The 17593-nt window shown below is 51.5% G+C and carries 19 protein-coding genes and 1 other annotated feature; of the genes, 13 read left to right on the top strand and 6 right to left on the bottom strand.

What is annotated here, in order from left to right; translation table 11 throughout:
* Positions 1 to 646: 646 nt before the first annotated feature.
* From OCT58_RS07765 to OCT58_RS07780, 4 genes are read right to left on the bottom strand one after another with little or no spacing between them, the layout of a single operon-like run.
* Positions 647 to 1789 (bottom strand): ArgE/DapE family deacylase, encoded by a 1143-nt coding sequence (locus OCT58_RS07765; RefSeq protein WP_267202306.1) that lies wholly within the window; start codon positions 1787 to 1789, stop codon positions 647 to 649.
* A 36-nt stretch (positions 1790 to 1825) separates the two neighbouring features.
* Positions 1826 to 2533: a methionine ABC transporter permease gene (locus OCT58_RS07770; RefSeq protein WP_438361122.1), complete on the bottom strand. Its 708-nt coding sequence runs from the start codon at positions 2531 to 2533 to the stop codon at positions 1826 to 1828.
* Positions 2508 to 3572 (bottom strand): methionine ABC transporter ATP-binding protein, encoded by a 1065-nt coding sequence (locus OCT58_RS07775; protein WP_267202308.1) that lies wholly within the window; start codon positions 3570 to 3572, stop codon positions 2508 to 2510. The genes OCT58_RS07770 and OCT58_RS07775 overlap by 26 nt, the downstream gene beginning before the upstream one ends.
* A 17-nt stretch (positions 3573 to 3589) precedes the next feature.
* A complete protein-coding gene (locus OCT58_RS07780) occupies positions 3590 to 4444 on the bottom strand; it encodes a MetQ/NlpA family ABC transporter substrate-binding protein (protein WP_267202309.1) in 855 nt (284 codons plus the stop codon).
* Between the two features lie 94 nt (positions 4445 to 4538).
* Positions 4539 to 4781, bottom strand: a binding site (T-box leader).
* 192 nt (positions 4782 to 4973) lie between these two features.
* On the opposite strand from OCT58_RS07780, the gene manA reads away from it, so the two are divergent.
* The 5 genes from manA to OCT58_RS07805 all read left to right on the top strand — a co-directional run bounded on the left by manA (position 4974) and on the right by OCT58_RS07805 (position 9478).
* Positions 4974 to 5939: a mannose-6-phosphate isomerase, class I gene (manA, locus tag OCT58_RS07785; protein WP_267202310.1), complete on the top strand. Its 966-nt coding sequence runs from the start codon at positions 4974 to 4976 to the stop codon at positions 5937 to 5939.
* 95 nt (positions 5940 to 6034) lie between these two features.
* The gene (locus tag OCT58_RS07790; protein ID WP_267202311.1) at positions 6035 to 7063 is read left to right on the top strand and encodes a YdcF family protein; all 1029 of its coding nucleotides are present in this window, start codon (positions 6035 to 6037) and stop codon (positions 7061 to 7063) included.
* A 77-nt stretch (positions 7064 to 7140) separates the two neighbouring features.
* Entirely contained in the window at positions 7141 to 8094 is a 954-nt protein-coding gene (locus OCT58_RS07795; RefSeq protein ID WP_267202312.1) for a peptidoglycan recognition protein family protein, read from the top strand.
* 120 nt (positions 8095 to 8214) lie between these two features.
* Complete coding sequence (locus OCT58_RS07800; protein WP_267202313.1) at positions 8215 to 8871, top strand: transmembrane-type terpene cyclase; 657 nt, start codon at positions 8215 to 8217, stop codon at positions 8869 to 8871.
* Positions 8855 to 9478, top strand: coding sequence for a YczE/YyaS/YitT family protein (locus tag OCT58_RS07805; protein ID WP_267202314.1), 624 nt, complete (start codon positions 8855 to 8857; stop codon positions 9476 to 9478). Before OCT58_RS07800 ends, OCT58_RS07805 begins: the two co-directional genes overlap by 17 nt.
* On the opposite strand, the gene OCT58_RS07810 is transcribed toward OCT58_RS07805, so the two are convergent.
* Together OCT58_RS07810 and OCT58_RS07815 are read right to left on the bottom strand one after the other, a co-directional pair.
* Positions 9475 to 10023, bottom strand: a complete 549-nt coding sequence (locus tag OCT58_RS07810) for a TetR/AcrR family transcriptional regulator (protein WP_267202315.1) — start codon at positions 10021 to 10023, stop codon at positions 9475 to 9477. The genes OCT58_RS07805 and OCT58_RS07810 overlap by 4 nt on opposite strands.
* 124 nt (positions 10024 to 10147) lie before the next feature.
* A complete protein-coding gene (locus OCT58_RS07815) occupies positions 10148 to 10792 on the bottom strand; it encodes an HXXEE domain-containing protein (protein ID WP_267202316.1) in 645 nt (214 codons plus the stop codon).
* A gap of 98 nt (positions 10793 to 10890) precedes the next feature.
* On the opposite strand from OCT58_RS07815, the gene OCT58_RS07820 reads away from it, so the two are divergent.
* From OCT58_RS07820 to OCT58_RS07855, 8 genes are all read left to right on the top strand, one after another.
* A complete protein-coding gene (locus OCT58_RS07820; RefSeq protein WP_267202317.1) occupies positions 10891 to 11445 on the top strand; it encodes a TetR/AcrR family transcriptional regulator in 555 nt (184 codons plus the stop codon).
* A 164-nt stretch (positions 11446 to 11609) separates the two neighbouring features.
* A complete protein-coding gene (locus tag OCT58_RS07825; RefSeq protein WP_267202318.1) occupies positions 11610 to 12767 on the top strand; it encodes an oxidoreductase in 1158 nt (385 codons plus the stop codon).
* 156 nt (positions 12768 to 12923) lie between these two features.
* Entirely contained in the window at positions 12924 to 13385 is a 462-nt protein-coding gene (locus tag OCT58_RS07830; protein ID WP_267202319.1) for an acetyltransferase, read from the top strand.
* Positions 13372 to 14160, top strand: a complete 789-nt coding sequence (locus OCT58_RS07835; RefSeq protein WP_267202320.1) for a YdcF family protein — start codon at positions 13372 to 13374, stop codon at positions 14158 to 14160. The genes OCT58_RS07830 and OCT58_RS07835 overlap by 14 nt, the downstream gene beginning before the upstream one ends.
* A gap of 119 nt (positions 14161 to 14279) precedes the next feature.
* Positions 14280 to 14630 carry a hypothetical protein gene (locus OCT58_RS07840; protein ID WP_267202321.1) on the top strand — a complete coding sequence of 117 codons (351 nt, stop codon included), beginning with the start codon at positions 14280 to 14282 and terminating at the stop codon, positions 14628 to 14630.
* A complete protein-coding gene (locus tag OCT58_RS07845) occupies positions 14543 to 15658 on the top strand; it encodes a hypothetical protein (protein WP_267202322.1) in 1116 nt (371 codons plus the stop codon). Before OCT58_RS07840 ends, OCT58_RS07845 begins: the two co-directional genes overlap by 88 nt.
* Entirely contained in the window at positions 15600 to 16154 is a 555-nt protein-coding gene (locus tag OCT58_RS07850; protein ID WP_267202323.1) for a TetR/AcrR family transcriptional regulator, read from the top strand. The genes OCT58_RS07845 and OCT58_RS07850 overlap by 59 nt, the downstream gene beginning before the upstream one ends.
* Positions 16155 to 16269: 115 nt before the next feature.
* A complete protein-coding gene (locus tag OCT58_RS07855) occupies positions 16270 to 16929 on the top strand; it encodes an HXXEE domain-containing protein (protein WP_267202324.1) in 660 nt (219 codons plus the stop codon).
* Positions 16930 to 17593 lie beyond the last annotated feature (664 nt).

Consider the following 17593-nt stretch of genomic DNA (forward strand, 5'->3'; position numbering starts at 1 on the left):
CAGTTCGCGTGTGGTAAGATGATGATAGGTCATTTGTGATATCCTTTGCTTTTGTTTGTGGTTATTCAAAAGTCTATCACAGATGGCTTTTTTATGTTTCTAACTTAATTTTACAAACCGGGAGAAAGAAAAAGCAAAGGTCCCAGCTCGTTTTGAGCTGGGGCCTTTGCTTATAATGAATAATTGCTTGGATTAGTTATTCTTGGGGTTTACCACCTATAAACATCCCGGCAGCAGAAGCCAAAATAATTCCAATGAAACTTACAACAGCAATCATGTTACTAAGAGCTGACATCATGGTAAACACCCTTCCTTTTCTAAATAAGCTCTGATATCTTTCAACACCCATATTATAACAAGTTTCGGCCATTACGCTGATAATAATTGGGTAATTTTTCGCTAAGCAAAACCGGCGACAATGCTTATTAAACGCTTAGGAATAGTTAATAATCTGGTAGTGTGTTCCCAGCAGGGTGGTAGGGCCCAAATTGTCCAAAGATTGGATAGTGAACGAAAAATGATTCGCTAAAATAAATCTTCACCTTTTCTTAAACAATTGCTGATCCGGGCCGGCCAATTATCAACTTATTGCCAAAAGAAAACGCTGAGGAAAATTCTCAGCGTTTGGAAGGGAGTTAATAATCTTCTAATCGAAGAAATCATGGATGATTTGCTTGTAGGTTTTAATGGTGGAAAGGAAGCTGGAGATGGTGGTGTACTCGTCCTTTTGGTGGGCGCGCTCCCACTTGTCGCAGCCGAGCACTACCACCGGAAGATCTGGCCGATGCAGGGTGAAGACGCTGGCGTCCGTGGCCCCGTTGATGATGTCGAGCTTGATCTCCTTAGCAAAGTTCGCCTGGGCGGCGTTTAAGACACCCTGCACGAACTTGCTTTGAGGATCGGTTGCCACCGGCCGAAAGCTCATCAGAATTGTTAATTCGAGGTGGTAAGGAGTGGTCTGGTTGATATGGTCGATCGTCTGCTTGAGTCGTGCGATGACCTTGTCGTTGTCAAAGAGCGCCGTGGGCCGGATGTTGCCCTGCAGGATGGCCCGGTCCGGAATCGTGTTGACCTGGTCGCCGCCCTTGATGACGGTGACGCTGTGCTGGAGCTTTCCTAGGTAGGGGTCGTCTTGCACATCGTCGAAGAGCTGGCTTTCGGCCTGAATAAAGGCAACCAAACCGCTGATGGCGTTGATCCCGTCGGCGGGGCGGGAACTGTGGACGGACTTGCCGAGACTGGTGACCTGGTAGTTCATGCTGCCGGAGTGGGCGAAGATGATGTTGCCGCTGGTTGGTTCACCAACGACCAGGGCGTCAATGTCCTTTGCCGCGCCCGCCTGCTCGAGGCGGTTGGCCCCCGGCGTCCCGTATTCCTCACCGGCCGTGGCAATGAAGCGCAGCGTGCCGGCGGGCAATTGACCTTCTTCCTTCAGCTCGATCAGGGTGAGGGCCTGGGCGGCCAGACCGCTCTTCATGTCGGCAGCTCCACGTCCGTAAAGACGGTCGCCGTCGATTTCAGCGCCGAACGGGTCGTGCTGCCAGCTTTCGGGATCACTGACGGCGACCGTGTCCTGGTGTCCAGTCAGGGCGAGCACCCGTGGATCGTTGCCTTGACCGATCTGGGCGGTCAGGTTGGCTCGGTGATCGCCGAACTCGTCGACGGTCGCTTCAATGCCGTGAGCCGCGAGCAGCTTTTGCAGGTAGCGGGCGACTGCCACCTCGTTCCCATTGACGGAATGGATCTTGATCAGGTCCTGCAGAATCTTTACCTTTTCACTATCTTCCATAAGAACTACTCCTTCCAATCAAACAATTAGCGCAAATTAACGATCCTGGTGGTTGAACTTCTTGGCGAGCAGGTCACCGACGATCTGGATGATCAGGACGAATAAGAGGACCAGCAGGGTGGCCACCAGGGTGACGTCGTTGTTGAAACGATCGTAACCGTATGAGATGGCGGTGTTCCCCAGGCCACCGGCACCGATCGCCCCGGCCATGGCAGTCAGGCCGACCAGGCTGATCAGGGTAACGGTTGAAACCCGGATGATTTCGGAACGTCCTTCACGCAGGTAAACGTCGTGGATGATGTCCCAATTGGTTGCCCCGATGGCCTGGGCAGCCTCGATCTTACCGTGATCGACGCTTTCTAGAGCCACCTGAATCTGCCGGGCGTAGAAGCCAAAGGCCCCGACCGTCAGTGGCACCAGGGCCGCGGTCGTCCCGATCTGGGTACCGACCAGCAGCTGGGTGAACGGTGCGATGAAGGCCAGCAGGATGATAAACGGGATGGCCCGGAAGATAGAAACGATCTTGTCGCAGATGTTAAACCAGACCTTGTTTTCCAGGATGCCACCGGGTTCGGTAACGACGAGGGCGACCCCGAAGAAGAGCCCGAGCAGGCCGGCAAAGATGGCGGGCCAGAAAGTCATGTACAGTGTTTGGAGAATCGACGTGCCCCAGCCGTTATCACCGGACCAGCCGAGTTCTACTACGTTAGGGAAAAGACTACTCATTCCAAATCCTCCTATCATCAATCTTGGTTACGGTAACGTTGCTATCATGCAGGAACTTGACGGCGTCCTTGCGCTGCTGATCGTCTCCTTTGACGACGACGAACAGGGTCCCAACCGGTTGGCCGGAGAGGACTTCGACGTTCCCGTAGAGAATACTTGCTTCGACGTTGAGCCGCTTGTAGAGCTCAACGATGATCGACTGGGTGACGTTATTGCCGTTGTAGACCAGCTGGAAGAGCTCTTCGTTGTCGGCCAGGTGGTCGAGGTTGAAGGCCTTCAGGGTGTCGACGGCGGCCAGTGAGCCACCGACGAACTGGCGGGTCAATTCCTGCTTTGGCCGCAGGAAGACGTCCTGGAGAGCGCCCTTTTCAATGATCTTCCCGTGTTCCATGACGGCGATCTTGTTGGCCACCCGCTTGACGGCGTCCATTTCGTGGGTGATGAGGACGACGGTCAGGCCGCGCTCCTGGTTGAGGCGCTTTAAGAGGTCCAGGATCTGATTGGTGTTTTGCGGGTCGAGGGCCGAGGTGGCTTCATCGGAGATCAGGATTTTCGGATCGTTGGCCAGCGCCCGGGCGATTGAGACCCGCTGCTGTTCACCACCGGAGAGTTGGACCGGGTAGAACTCGGCCTTGTCCTTTAAGCCGACCAGATCGAGCAGTTCGAGCGCCTTCTTTTCCTGGGCGTCGTCATCCAGGTCACTGTGCTTTAAGGCGAAGAGGACGTTTTCGATCACCGAGGTTTCGTTTAAGAGGTTGAAGTGCTGGAAAATCATCCCGATATTTCGGCGCTTAGTCTGAAGCTCCTTGCCAGAAACCTGTTGCTGGTGATCACTGAAGAAGGTGTCGCCATCAACGGTCACCGTCCCAGCGGTTGGCTTTTGGAGGAGGTTGATCGTCCGGACCAGGGTTGACTTCCCGGCACCGGAGTAACCAACGATCCCGTAGATGTCGCCGGGCTGGATCTGCAGGTTGACGTCCTGGACGGCACGGACAACCTTCTTGCCCTGCTTAAAGGTCACATCAATGTCTTGTAAGTTAATGATTGGTTCTGCCATGCAAATCCCTCCGTTTATTACTTATTGAAGTTCAGGTTCCAGGCTGGAATTTCGGCACTGCCGTAGTGCTTCTTCAGGAATTGCTTCGTCTTTTCAGTCTGGTAAGCTTTGACAACATCCTTGTACAGTTCGTTGTTCTTGTCGCTCTTCTTGACGGCGATGATGTTGACCCATTGCTTAGCGTCCTTGTTGATTGGTTCAACGAAGATTGCGGACTTGTAATTGAGGCCAGCGGCTTGAGCGTAGTTGGTATTAACAACGGCGGCGTCAACGTCGTTCAAGGAACGTGCGGTTTGGTCAGCGGCCAGTTCCTTGATCTTGATGTTCTTCGGGTTGCTTGCGATTGAGTTAGCAGTGGCGAGCTTGGTGCCCTTCTTCAGGGTGAACAGGCCGGCGTTCTTTAGAACAGTGAGGGCCCGGGATTCGTTGGTGGCGTCGTTTGGAACGGCGATCGTGGCCCCGTTTGGCAGGTCCTTGATGCTCTTGTACTTCTTGGAGTAAACCCGGATTGGCGTGATGAAGGTGTCACCTAAGGAAACAATGTTGGTCTTGTGAGCTTGGTTCCAGTTCTTTAAGAACAGCTTGTGTTGGAAGGCGTTTAAGTCAACGTCCCCGTTTTGCAGGGCCTTGTTTGGCTGGTTGTAGTCGGTGAATTCCTTGGTCTTGATCGTCACGTTGTACTTATCCTTGGCGGTCTTGGCAACGGACTTCCAGAGGTTCTCGTCGTTCTTGTCCCCGGACATAATCCCGACGGTCACCGTCCGCTTGGCTTGCTGTTGGGGCCGAACAAAACTAAAGTAACCAAAGACGATCACTAAGACAGCGACGATGGTCCAAATAATTGCATTTCTCTTCTTCCGATTCTTCCGCATAGTAAAAACTCCCTTTCTAGTTGTTATGCATTTGTTAGTTTCAATTAATCGTCACGATCGAATGCTTGGAATAAAAAAAGCACTCGTCCCTAATTCAAAGGACGAGTGCTCGCGTTACCACCTTTATTCGCCATACCGTCACCGGTACAGCCTCAGCAGGTTACTCTAATCAAATCATTAGAATTACCTAGCACGAATAACGTGTGCTAACCCGTTACCGACTAACTATCGCCGGTACCATTCCAAGCCCATCTTCGGCAGTTACGCTTACTTCCTTCCACCACCCGGAAGCTCTCTTAAAAGCTTGGCTGCTTACTCTGCTTTTCGATATGTTTGTTTCGATTAATTGATTATGGGTTCATTATAATTGAAATCTAATCTTTGTCAACAACTTTTAAGAAAAAACTTAAGAAAATTAATTTGCTTCCCAAGTAAAATTACTTCGTGATTAGTTGAATTTGGCCGAATTAGCGCTATGATAGGAACTGATAAAAATGGTAAGCGCTTAATGCAAAGGAATGTGATATTAATGGTAGAACCGTTATTCTTAAAACCTGTCTTTCATGAGAAAATCTGGGGTGGTCGGCGCCTGGCAACCGACTTTGGCTACGACCTTCCTGCGGGAACGATCGGCGAGTGCTGGGCTATCTCGGGACACCCGCACGGTCCCAACGAAATTGAAAATGGCGAATTCAAGGGGCAATTATTACCGGACGTCTACGCCCAGCACCCCGAAGTCTTTGGTAATCCCAAGTCGAAGGTCTTTCCGCTCTTGACCAAGATCCTGGATGCGGAGGCCAGCCTGTCCGTGCAGGTGCACCCGGACAACGCCTACGCCGAGGAGCACGAGCATGAACTGGGCAAGACCGAGTGCTGGTACATCATCCACGCCGATGAGGGGGCCTACCTGACCTATGGCCACACCGCCAAGACGAGGGAAGAACTCAAAGAGATGATCGACAAGCACGAGTGGAGCAAGCTCTTCGCCAAAAAGCCGGTCAAGACCGGTGATTTTGTCTACGTCCCGAGTGGCACTATCCACGCATTGAACAAGGGGATCATGGCGCTGGAAACCCAGCAGAGCTCGGACACAACCTACCGAATCTACGACTACGACCGGGTGGATAAGAAGACCGGCAAGAAGCGGGCCCTCCACCTCAAGCAGTCAATCGACGTAACGACGGTGCCGTTTAAGGAGCCGGACCTCCACATCAGCACGGAAAAGTTCGGCAATTCCACGGTCACCACGCTGATCACCCAGCCCGACTCGCCGTTCTTCAGCGTTTACAAGTGGGATATTAACGGTAAGCTGACGCGGCGCCACGAACACGGCCCTTACACCTTGATGTCAATTATCGACGGGGAAGGGACCCTGAGTGCTGCCGGCAAGACCTACGACCTCAAAAAGGGGACCCATCTCTTGATGCCAGCCACGATTGACGAATGGACGCTGGACGGCAAGATGCTGATCATCGCCTCGGAATCAGTTGAATAAGCTTATCTTTAAGAAAGGACCCGGCGCCAATTTGGTGCTGCCGGGTCCTTTCTTAATCTGGTAAAATGGGAGAAAACTTTTGGGAGGTGGACGCAGTGACGAGTTCTCTAATCATTGCACTGGTGATTTTTCTGGCCTGTGCCGGCAGCTTTGCGGCGGTTCTGCACCATGACAAACGGACCCTTTGGACGGGAGCGCTGGCTGTCTTGACCGTCGTCAGCCTAGGCGTGCTGCTGTTGGTCAGCGCAATGATCATCTTCAACGTGACGGGCGCCGATCACAAAGTGTTGCTCGGCATCCTGGTGGCGATCGCCCTCTTGATTTTGATCGCGACCTTGTTGTTTATGGTGACGGTGGTCGTGATGTTTCTTGCCGAGGGGATCAGGATCCTGACCAAGGAAGGCTGGCAGGTGCGCAACATGCTGTCGCTGGCAACCGGGCTCTTGCTGGTGGGCTACCTGGTAGTCTGGCCATTTATCGGACGGCTGGCCCGGCAGAGTTTCACAACCTACCTGTACGAGTACGTCAGCCTGGTGGCCCTTTACTTGCTCTTTTTGGTTTCAATGTACGCCCTGACCGCGATCCTCAACCTCTATAATCCCGGCAAGCACCAGCTGGATTACTTGGTGGTGCTGGGCGCCGGGCTGATCGGTGAACGGGTCTCGCCCGTGCTGGCGGCCCGGATCGACCGGGCAATTGGCCTGCTTGCCCACCACCCGCACGCTAAGCTGGTGATGTCGGGTGGTCAGGGGCCGGACGAGGTCATTCCTGAGGCTGTCGCGATGAAAAACTACGCGGTGGCCCACGGTGTCCCAGCGGAGCGGATTATCTTGGAGGACCAGTCGAAAACGACCTACGAGAACATCAAATTTTCCTACTGGTTGATGAAGTCCGGCGCCCAGGTCGCGTTGGTGACGAACTCCTTCCACGTTTATCGGGCCCTGCTGATTGCCAAACGCCAGGGCTTCAAGTGCATTGGCTACGGGGCCAAGACCAGGTGGTACTTCACCCTCAACGCCTTTGTTCGGGAATTTGCGGCCTACCTGAAGATCACCTACCGGATGCAGCTGACGGTCGCGGCCGGGCTCGCTGCCCTGGTGATCTTCGACGCGCTGCTTCAGTAGTTCGTTAAAGTATGATGATTTTATGAAAAAGCGGCTTTCTTTCGCCATCTTTAAGGAAATCTTTGTAAAATAGAAGCATGCAAAACTATCAAAGTCGATCAGAAAAACATTCAAATCATTCACCAAAATTTAAACACACCCGGCTCTTGATCATCATTCTGGTGCTGATCTTCGTGGTTGCTTTTTTTCGTCGGCCTTACCAGCAGACCAAAACGACGTCTTATGCGGTTAATCAAACGGCGACCGTCAAGGAGGGGGCCAGCCTTTATCGATCGCTTTCGGCGCGTGTCCGGACGAGGCGCGCCGGGAACGCCTCTGGAACTGTGCGGAAGTATTATCTGCTGACTCGGGACAAGAAGCAGGTGACCTACGCCAAGATCATGCTTGATGGAAAGGCCTATTACGTCAATGCCAAAAACCTAACGCTGACAATGACTAACCCGGTCAATCGCTACGTGGCACAGTTGGGCTACCCGCATGCCAAGGTTACCAAGCAAATTTACACCAAGTTCAATCACAAATCCTATGCGACCGCTAGTGGAAAGCCCCGCGGCGTGGTCATCCACGATACCGGAACCAACAACTCGACGCTAAGTGGGGAAGTTTCCTATATGGAGGAAAATTACAAGACGGAGGAGGTCTTCGTCCACACCTTCGTCAATAGTAGTGAAATTCGCAACATTGCCAGCCTCAAGTACATGGCGGAGGGGGCCGGACCCAAGGCCAATCCCTACTTCGTCCAGTTCGAGATGATCCGGGAAACCTCCGCCCAAGGCTTTGCCAAGCAGCTGGCCAACGCCGCCTATTACACGGCCTATATCCTGAAGAAGTATGATCTGCCAGTGACGAAGGGAACGAAGAATGGCTCTGGGACGGTCTGGACCCACAACATGGTTTCCAACTACCTCGGGGGAACTGACCACGTCGATCCGAACGCATACTGGCGCCGGGATGCCAAGCGCTACTTTGGCACGACCTACACGATCGATGACTTCATCAAGCTCGTCCAGGCCTACTACAACCAAATTTAATAAAATGCGTAACAAAAAAGAGTGATCTGTCAATAAATTTGCAGATTGCTCTTTTTTGCTTCTTGATGTTTAACGCCAGGGCCGTATAGTCGAAATAGACGCTACGAAGGGGGAATGCAAATGTTTGGAACAGTGTTAGTCGACATCAACGGAGTCGCGTGGACGGTGGTCTATATTGAACTGATTCGCCGGGGCTTTTGCGAGCGGGCGTGCGGGATGCCGCTCTTTGCTCTGGCATTGAACCTGGCTTGGGAATGGATCTACGGCCTAGATGGGCTTTTCGGTAGTCGTTCCTTTATCCCGGCCCAGTCAATCGCCAACCTCGCCTGGGCACTCTGCGACGTCGCGGTCCTGGCCACCTGGCTGAAATTTGGCCGGCAGTATTTACCGCAGTGGGGCCAACGCTTGTTTGTTCCCTATACCTGCCTGGCGCTGGGCTTTGGCTTAGCCCTGCAGCTGGCCTTTTACTTCAATTGCGGCACCGTGGAGCAGGCGTCGATCTACTCGGCCTTTGCCCAAAACGCGGCGATGTCGGCGATGTTTATCGACCAGCTGTTGCGCCGTCCCGATATCAAGGCGCAGTCGCAGAGCATCGCCGTTGCCAAGTGGCTGGGGACGCTCGCCCCGACGATTTACGGGCAGCTCAACGATAATCCCCTAGGGAACTATATTTTAATCATGGGGATTGTCTGTTGCGTCTTTGATCTGCTCTATATCGCCCTATTGAGGCAGCGGCAAAGAACCTTGAGGAGGTGGGCGGATGAAGAAAAAGCTTGAGAACCGGCGCCTGATCGGCTATTTGATCGGGATGAACCTGCTTTGCGTCGGGATCAACCTCAACACCCGGTCCGGGCTGGGGGTGGCCGCCTTTAGCACCTTACCGTACTCACTGTGCCGGATCTTTCCCCATTTGACCTTTGGCCAGACCAACATCATCGTCTACCTGTTGATCGTAATTCTCCAGTTCATCATTGAGCGCCGCTTTAGCTGGGCACTGGTGGCGGAGATTCCGTTCTCCTTTGTCTTTGGGATGTTCGTCGACCTCTACAACGCAATTTTGCCCACGGTCGGCCACGAGATCATTCTGCGGTCACTGATTCTGCTGCTGGGCAACACGTGCAGCGCGGTCGGTGTCTTTTTGATGGTCGAGGGGGATTTGGTCGTAGCCCCGGTCGACGGGATCGTGGTCAGCATCTCCAAGGTCTCGAAAAAAGCCTACTCCCTCTGCAAAAACTGCTTTGACCTTTCGATGGTCTGCATCACCGTCGTCGTCTGCTTGGCTTGCCGGAGCCCCTTTTACGGCATTGGCGTGGGAACGATCTTTTCCGCCCTGTACGTTGGACGGATGATCCGGCTGTGCGAACGGGTTGCGAAGAAAGATTAACGGGTGCCAGTTAAAAACTGGTCGCAGAGCCGGTAGAGGCGTTGTTGCATCGCGGCCTTGCTCATTTGGGGATGGTGCAGCCACCAGCGGATGCACTGGTTGAGTGCCCCGGTTAGGAACTGGACGGCCAGCTCATCCTGCATCCCCGGTGGCAAAATTGCCCGGACCTGCTTGTCGCCCGGCTTGCCCGGCTGTTCGCTCAGGTTCATGATTACCCCGGTGGCGGCAGGGCTGCTGTCAAGGGCCAACAGGAGCGCACGGTGGCTTTCGACAAAGGCCAGGCCACTATCGATCAGGGCGTGGTAATAAGTGACGGGTGAAGCATTTTGCGGGATGTTCTCATTGATGATTGCGGCGCGGATGGTGGTAATCATGAAGGCCAGGAAATCATACTTGTCGGCGAAGTGCTTATAAAAGGTGGCCCGCCTGGTTTGGGCGCGCGTGCAGAGCTCGGCCACCGTGATCTTTTCAAAGGGCTTCTCGGTTAGCAGCTGCTGACAGGCAGCGATTAATGCCTGGTAAATTTTTCGTGTCCGCAGATCCATTTGTCTTCCTCCAAATTAAATTCTTGGCTTTAAGATAGTAAGAAACGTAACAACTGTCAATAAAAATAACAACGAATTAGTAAAAGGCACCGAACCAAATTGGTGGTTCGGTGCCTCTTTAATCTTACTTCTTGTAAATGTTTTTCAGCCATTTGAGTGACTGTTCGGCGCTTTCTGGACCGAAGCTGTACTGCTTCAGGCGGGCCAGCCGCTTGTAGATTGGTGACTTGAAGGCCATCCAGTAGTTGAAGATATCCCAGGCGATTGCCAAGACGTAATCAAGCCAGTTGAAGTGATATTGGGTATTGCCAATAAAGTAGTAGATTGCAAGTGGTGCCAGGCCAAAGAGCGCCGTCAGCAGTCCCGGATTGTACCAAAATTTCATTCGAATTGGGAAGACCACTGCGTGCATGACCAATTCCAGGAAAGCAAAGAGCATTACCGCCAGCGTCATCCAGCGGTATTGTGGCAGCAGCAGCGCCAGCAGGTAAACGGCCACTGCAAAGTATTCATTGCCCCAAGCGGTCGTGGCAAGGTTGAGGTCCCAACTCCGCGGGTCGGGATCGGAAACGTGCAGCTCCATGTATTCGCCGACGAATGGGAAACCACCGGGATAACCCATTTCTTCATAGAAGTGCAGGTGGATAATTGCTAATGAGCCGAGCACCAGTTTGGCCCGGAAGTCAAAATCGCCCAACAGTGTAATGACGAAGACCAGTGCGGCAATGAAGATACTGATCTTGTACCAGTTTTTCAGGTAATAGTTCATTTTATTCTCCTCCTTAAATGTCATGTTTGTGACTTTTATGATGTTATCGTATACTAGGAGGAAAGCAGGCGCAATCATTTGAAAACGAGGTGGCACGAATGGCAAAAAATGTGACAGTTAAGCACGTCCGACAGCGACAAATCGAGCAGACGCAAGGAGATTTCACCGAGGCCCTGCATCGGTTATTGAAGAAGGAAAAACTCGCCAAGATCAGTATTGCCCAGCTGTGTGCGACGGCGGGCTATGCGCGGCGGACCTTTTACCGGCATTATTCATCCGTCGATGACCTTCTATTGCAAGAGGTAGATCGACAAACCCTGGCGCTGATGGCGCAGCTTAAGGACGCCAATAATTTTGGGGCGGTGGTTCAGCGTTTCTTTAATTACTGGACCCGGCATACGGAACTTTTGACAATTCTGCGACAAAACGATTGCTTTCACCTGCTGGTCAACTCGTGGACTCACCACCTGGAGGACAGTGAGCTTTCCCAAAGCGACATCAAAGATAATCTCTACGCTCAGTTTTTCGGGATGGGTGGGATGTTTCAGATGCTGTACCTCTGGTGTTGGCACGACTTTCAGGAAACGCCGGCGCAGATGCAGCTAATTGCCGGGCAGATTGCTGACCACCTGAAGAAGGACAGCTTTCGCTAGAAATAGGGATTGATAAACCATCGTTAGGCTTAGATAAGGCTTTAATGGTTGCTTTAATTTTGCAACCAGTTAGCAGAAATTGATGCTTGCGAGTCTACTTACTTTACGTAAGTGAAATTGAGAGATATACTTGAAATATCAAAAATAGAAGCGAGGTAATCAGAATGAAAAAGTTAGCCGATCAGGTGACGTTTAAGCACGGTGCAACGATTAATAATCGAATGGTTCAACCACCGATGTTGACTAACAGTGGGTTAAATGGAGCAGTCACGGACGATACTTTGGCTTATTGGGACGCCCGTTCTAACTCGGCAGGCTTAATGATTGTAGAATACAACTACGTTAGCCCCGCGGGTGGTCCGGCGATGACCTGGGCAGATGACCGCACGCAGCTGGCAATTTATGATGATAAGTTTGTTCCGGGCTTGACCAAGCTGGCAACTACCATGAAGAAGCATGGTAATAAGGCCATCATGCAGATCGCTCATACTGGTCGACAGGCTAATTATCGGGCGCATCTTGGACTTCCGGTATATGCGCCAACAAGCGCTAACTATTCATTCTTACCTTATGGGGTTCAAGCCTTTACCACGGCTGAAGTGGAACAAGTGGTAAAAGACTTTGGGGCCGCTACTAAGCGTGCAATTGATGCGGGCTTTGACGGCGTTGAGATTCACGGTGCCAATCACTACCTAATCCAACAGTTCTTCTCTCGTTTTTCTAATCACCGAACGGACAAGTGGGGAAAGCCTGATGCCTTTCCATTAGCCGTGGCAAATGAAGTCTTTCGTGTAGTTAAGAAGTATGCACCCGCAAACTTTATTGTTGGTTATCGAATTAGTCCCGAAGAGATCAACCCAGATAGTGTGGGTTACACCTGGCATGAGTCAACCAAACTTATTGACGAATTAACCAGCCAATTTGACTTTGACTACATTCATCTGTCGATGGGTTCATATAAGGAAAAGCCTCAGGATTCCGAGAAAACATTTGCGGAATTGTTTACCCCATTTCTTGGCGACGGCACGAAGCTAATCATTGTCGGTGGTGTGATGGATCAAGCTGCCGCGGAAGATGCCTTAAAGTACACTGACTTGGTTGCGGCCGGGCGTGCTCAAATTATCGATGCCAATTTCTCTGCTAAGGTGGTTAAAAATCATGGGGAAGATGTAATTACTAAGATGTCAGACCAAGAAGAAGCAGAACAGAAGGTTACTCCTGGACTGCGGGAAGTCTTTGACCAGAAGACGAACTTGCCTGATTGGGGGAAGACATTGAGTGACCTTGACTATAGCAAGGCAATTAAGGTAACTGCTGATTAATACTCAAAGTTAACAAGTCCAGAAGAACGGGGGCTGACCGTTTTTCTGGGCTTATTTATTATTATGGAGAATGGCAATGTATCAAGAAACTTGTTTTTGCTAGGAGCAATCGGTGGAAATTGATATAATTGTGGAAAACGAAAGGAAAGCGTACAAATGAGGATTATCGAACAACCAAACTTAAATCCGGCCGAAAGCGAGACGCTCCTCGGCATCTGGGAACGTTCAGTCAAGGCCACCCACGACTTCTTGAGTCCGGCCGAGGTGGCGGCAATCAAGCAGTATGTTCCCCAGGCCTTTGCCGGGGTGGAACACCTCATCATCGCCAGGGATGATAGCGGCCAGGCGGTGGGCTTTATGGGCATCAACGACAGGAAGGTTGAGATGCTCTTCGTCGACGCCAACCAACGAGGCCAGGGCGTCGGACGCCAGCTGCTAGAATTTGGAATCCAGCACTATGGGGTCGATGAGCTGGCGGTCAATGAACAGAATCCGCAGGCCCGCGGCTTTTATGAGTACATGGGTTTTGCCGTCGTCAAGCGGTCCCCGGTAGACGACCAGGGGAACCCGTACCCAATTTTGGAAATGAAGAGGAAGATTAAAGATGAGAACAGTTGAGGCCATCAATACGCTGGCCGCCTTTTGTGGGCCCCGTGACATTGCACACTTGGACCAGGTCAGTCTCCAAGCGACTGCCGGGATCAAGCAGGTCGATGTGGCGGTCCTCTTTGGCGGCAGTATCATTGCCGGTGGGGATGAGTTTGCGACCGCGATCAAGAATAAGCTTGCCAAGCATTACGTCATTGTCGGTGGTCACGGCCATACGACGCCAACGCTACGGCGGCTCGTCCACCAACGTTACCCACAGCTGGCAACGGCTACGATGACGGAGGCGGAAATTTTTCAGCAGTATATCAAGCTGACGGATGGTGAAACGGTAAGACTGTTAGAAAAGCGCTCTACCAATTGTGGCAACAACATCACCTACCTGTTGGACTTGCTGGCCGAGCACCAGATTGATTTTGATTCGATTCTTTTAATGCAGGATGCCAGCATGATGCGGCGGATGGCGGCAGGACTGCGGAAAGAATGTCCAGAGAAAACAATTATTCAGTACGCCACCTACCAGGCCACGGTGGTTGAAGAAAATGGGCGGCTGGCAATTGCCGAAGAGATTCCGGGGATGTGGTCGCTGGAGCATTACATTTCATTGCTGCTGGGTGAAATTCCGCGGCTAACGGATGATGTCAACGGCTACGGTCCACGGGGGAAGGGTTACATCGCCCATGTCGATGTGCCAGCAAAGGTTCGGCAGGCATTTAGGACCCTGAGCGGCGAGTTTCCGCAACTAGTCCGCAAGGCCAACCCAGCTTTTTCGTCTGAAAATAATTAAGTTCAAAAAGCACCAGCCAATTGTAAAAAGATTGCTGGTGCTTTTGCGTTTTTGATTGAAATTTTGCAGCCACGCTCTTATTATTTACAGTGTGTAAATAATGATGAGGGGACAAAAAAATGAGTACTTATTTCAAACAGCACAACCAATTGCTGCTCAACATTGGCGGTTTTGCGATTAATTTGATGCCGTTCTTGCTGTACCTAATGCTGGCTTCCCGGCACGGGGACGTGGTGATCGACGCCTTGCCGTTTGCGCTCTTCTACGCCTTTCGCCGGACGGCCCTCTTTGCCGTCCGTGGCGCCCATGACTCTGACAACCTGCTTGGGTGGATCGGCCTTGCGGCAGCGCTTAGCGGTTTTGCGATTGGAATATTTGGTGAATGCAATTCCATCTGGTGGAATCTTTCCGCGATGGGTGCCGGGATCGGGGCGGCCTTTTTCCCGTCGGTCCAAAACAATTTCGCCTGACCCATCGCCAGTCACCAGCGGACCAACAGAAGGGAAATGCCTGGATCATGCTTTTTTCCTTGATCGGGCTGATTGCACTGCTGACCCTGACGGAACGCCGCTGGCCGGCTCTCTCCTTTGCGGCCTTGCTCTTCTTTGCCCTGATGGGACTAGTTGGCTTTTATTACGACCCGTTGCGTCATCCGGGGAAGACGCGTATAACCATCAGTGTCCCCAACCTGGTGCTGGCGGTCCTACTGTTTTGTTCCGTTTTCTTAGTGCGGATTGGGCGTAGCCTCGGTACCGGCCAGCCGGCAATATGGGGGATCGGCCTGCTGGCACTGATCGTTGTAGCGATTATCGCGGCTGCACTTTCAAATCGGCCCCACCCGACGGCGACGCCCTGGCCGCTAAAGTTGCGGCTGATGCTGTTTGGCCTTTGCGCTGATTTTTGCGCCATTTTCAGTGCGGTCTACATCGGCGTCACTTACGGAATCAAGACCTATGCCTGGATGGCAGTCGCCTACCTGCTAGCCTTTATCATCGGTGAGCGCCTGGTGAAAGGACTTTGCAGCCGGCTGCCCTTTACCACGTTAACGACCGAGCTGTTAGGGATCATTGCGGGGCTTTTGCTGACCTTCAATTTCTATACCTACTTTGTCGGCATCTTCCTGATCCGGGCTTTTGCTTCCGTCCAAAATCAGGAGGCAATTCGAGAATACGACCAGCAGAGTACGGCCAACAATTCGTACATGGTTTCCTACCGGTTGATGTCCATCGCCGGGCTGACTACCCAGCTGATCCTCTGGCTAAGTCTGCTGCTGGCAGCTCGTTTGACCGGCTTTTCTGCAATTCTTGCCGACTTTACCTTTCACCAGTCGACCACCCGCTTCGCTCGGCCACTGCTGATTACCCAGGTGGTTCTAGCGGTTTGGATGCTGCTCTTTATTTTCTGGATCTACCGGGCTAACCAACCGAAGGAGGAAAACGATGACGAAACTCAACCGCCAACTGATCATTCAGACCGGCAAAGAACTAATCAGGACTGACCAGCAGCCGACCTTTTCCACGATCGGCCGTCGTCTGGGGGTTCACTCCCAGGCACTCTATCCGTACTTTCAAAACCAGGCTGCCCTCAAGGCCGCGATCGTTAACGATCTCCTGGCCCAGCTAATCTCTTTCTGCCAAAAGCAAGCAAAGAATCCGGGGCTTCATGCCCAGCTGCTGGTGATTCGTAGCCAGGCACTGTCCCATCCACGTCTGGCTCGATTTGTCCTCAACCAGCTACAAAACGCACCGGCGATGGTTACTCAGGATAAACTGAAAGAGCTGCGGGACCTGCTACACGACTTGCTCGTGAAGACCTACCGGCATCCCCGGGTTCGCCTGCTAGCCAGCCGGACCCTGCGCAGCCTGGTGATTGGCAATATTTACAACAACATCAACGGTTGGTTTACGGACCAGCAGCTGACTACCGATGAGAGTTTCACTGCTGAGTTGGCCGGGACCCTGCAATGGCTAAAACAATTGGATGGTAAAGAGTAGGGGTTAAATGTCACAGTTATCCCGGTGGTGTGTACATTGTCTCTGAAAAGATCGCCTTTCAGAATGTTTCATTTTATTATCAGTAGCACAAATGAGATATTTAGGAGAGTGGAAAATGAAATTTATAATTAAAAACTGGTACCGAATTGGTGGCGGCCTTCTGCTGATAATGGTGGGATGGCTAATATTCGCACAGCCCCAAATGAGCCGGGTGCAGTGGCTGCTGATCTTTAATTTCATGGCCCTGCTGGCACACCAGGTGGAGGAATACCAGCTGCCTGGCGGGGCACCAACGATTATCAACCGGGTGGTTTACAACGAAACGACCCTGGCCGATCGCTACCCGGGCAACGAACTGTCGATCTGCCTGGTTAACACTAGTGCTTGGGTGCTTTACATCTTGTCGATTTGCTTTAGCCGGGCTTACTGGTTTGGTCTGGGAATGATCTTCTTCAGCCTCTTTCAAATCCTCGGCCACGGCCTGGAGATGAATATCAAGCTGCGCATCTGGTATAATCCAGGACTGGCGACGACCATTTTCCTCTTCCTGCCGATCGGGATTGCCTATATCGAAACCGTCACAAACCGGCACCTGCTCAGCGGTTGGGACTGGTTCTTTGCAGTGCTGACGCTGCTTGGTTGCATCCTTGTAACCATTATTCTGCCGGTGCAATCACTTAAAGATAAAAGTACCAAATACGTCATCAGCCCCTGGCAGCTTCAGCGTTGCCAACAGATTATCCGCTTTGCCAAGATTGGCGGTGCTAAGCGTTGATGACTGTCTAGCATGATTTGGAAAGGGCGCTACTTGGCTGCATATAAGAAAACTGCGATTGGGCAATCTCAATCGCAGTTTTTTGTTCTCTGATTAAAGAAGATTAAATGATTTCTGTATACCTGTTTTACATGTATGCTAAAGTCATTAATGAAAAGAAATAGATGGCTTCATTCAATTTGCAAACACAATCATTATTTGGTAAGATACTCGTAATTTAACAACAGGCGCTCAAGAACAGCGGGCGAAAAAATAAGAGCTGGATAAGGAAGTTAATTTCCTGTCCAGCTCTTTTTCTTTGAAAGGAGTTATTATGTCTCGTCACAATAAAATTCTAATGGTAGTTACCCTGCTTTGTGGGAGCTTCATCACTGCCTTTTCCGAAACCTTGCTTAATAATGGCCTACCAACAATTATGGCTGAAGTTCACGTGAGCGAAATGACTGTTCAATGGCTTAGCACTGGTTACATGTTAGCTGCTGAAACTTGAAAGCCAGGAATAACGGCTAATCACCGCTATCCCTGGCTTCCTTGTTATAAAAATGGCAGATTGTAAAATTTAAGTTGAACATTTAAGTGGACAGAAAAACCCATCAAGGTCTTTAATGGTGTTACCACACAATCCATTAGAAAGAAGGACCTTGATGAGCACCACTATTTTATC

Source organism: Limosilactobacillus kribbianus, assembly GCF_026413145.1.
GTDB lineage: Bacteria > Bacillota > Bacilli > Lactobacillales > Lactobacillaceae > Limosilactobacillus > Limosilactobacillus kribbianus.

Bases quoted from the DNA above. Each gene is read 5' to 3' on its own strand.
- OCT58_RS07805 (WP_267202314.1), top strand. From the start codon at position 8,855: ATGAAGAAAAAGCTTGAGAACCGGCGCCTGATCGGCTATTTGATCGGG.
- OCT58_RS07825 (WP_267202318.1), top strand. From the start codon at position 11,610: ATGAAAAAGTTAGCCGATCAGGTGACGTTTAAGCACGGTGCAACGATT.
- OCT58_RS07815 (WP_267202316.1), bottom strand. From the start codon at position 10,792: ATGAACTATTACCTGAAAAACTGGTACAAGATCAGTATCTTCATTGCC.
- OCT58_RS07820 (WP_267202317.1), top strand. From the start codon at position 10,891: ATGGCAAAAAATGTGACAGTTAAGCACGTCCGACAGCGACAAATCGAG.
- OCT58_RS07775 (WP_267202308.1), bottom strand. From the start codon at position 3,572: ATGGCAGAACCAATCATTAACTTACAAGACATTGATGTGACCTTTAAG.
- manA (WP_267202310.1), top strand. From the start codon at position 4,974: ATGGTAGAACCGTTATTCTTAAAACCTGTCTTTCATGAGAAAATCTGG.
- OCT58_RS07840 (WP_267202321.1), top strand. From the start codon at position 14,280: ATGAGTACTTATTTCAAACAGCACAACCAATTGCTGCTCAACATTGGC.
- OCT58_RS07830 (WP_267202319.1), top strand. From the start codon at position 12,924: ATGAGGATTATCGAACAACCAAACTTAAATCCGGCCGAAAGCGAGACG.
- OCT58_RS07770 (WP_438361122.1), bottom strand. From the start codon at position 2,533: ATGATAGGAGGATTTGGAATGAGTAGTCTTTTCCCTAACGTAGTAGAA.
- OCT58_RS07835 (WP_267202320.1), top strand. From the start codon at position 13,372: ATGAGAACAGTTGAGGCCATCAATACGCTGGCCGCCTTTTGTGGGCCC.
- OCT58_RS07795 (WP_267202312.1), top strand. From the start codon at position 7,141: ATGCAAAACTATCAAAGTCGATCAGAAAAACATTCAAATCATTCACCA.
- OCT58_RS07850 (WP_267202323.1), top strand. From the start codon at position 15,600: ATGACGAAACTCAACCGCCAACTGATCATTCAGACCGGCAAAGAACTA.
- OCT58_RS07780 (WP_267202309.1), bottom strand. From the start codon at position 4,444: ATGCGGAAGAATCGGAAGAAGAGAAATGCAATTATTTGGACCATCGTC.
- OCT58_RS07810 (WP_267202315.1), bottom strand. From the start codon at position 10,023: ATGGATCTGCGGACACGAAAAATTTACCAGGCATTAATCGCTGCCTGT.
- OCT58_RS07800 (WP_267202313.1), top strand. From the start codon at position 8,215: ATGTTTGGAACAGTGTTAGTCGACATCAACGGAGTCGCGTGGACGGTG.
- OCT58_RS07845 (WP_267202322.1), top strand. From the start codon at position 14,543: ATGCAATTCCATCTGGTGGAATCTTTCCGCGATGGGTGCCGGGATCGG.
- OCT58_RS07855 (WP_267202324.1), top strand. From the start codon at position 16,270: ATGAAATTTATAATTAAAAACTGGTACCGAATTGGTGGCGGCCTTCTG.
- OCT58_RS07765 (WP_267202306.1), bottom strand. From the start codon at position 1,789: ATGGAAGATAGTGAAAAGGTAAAGATTCTGCAGGACCTGATCAAGATC.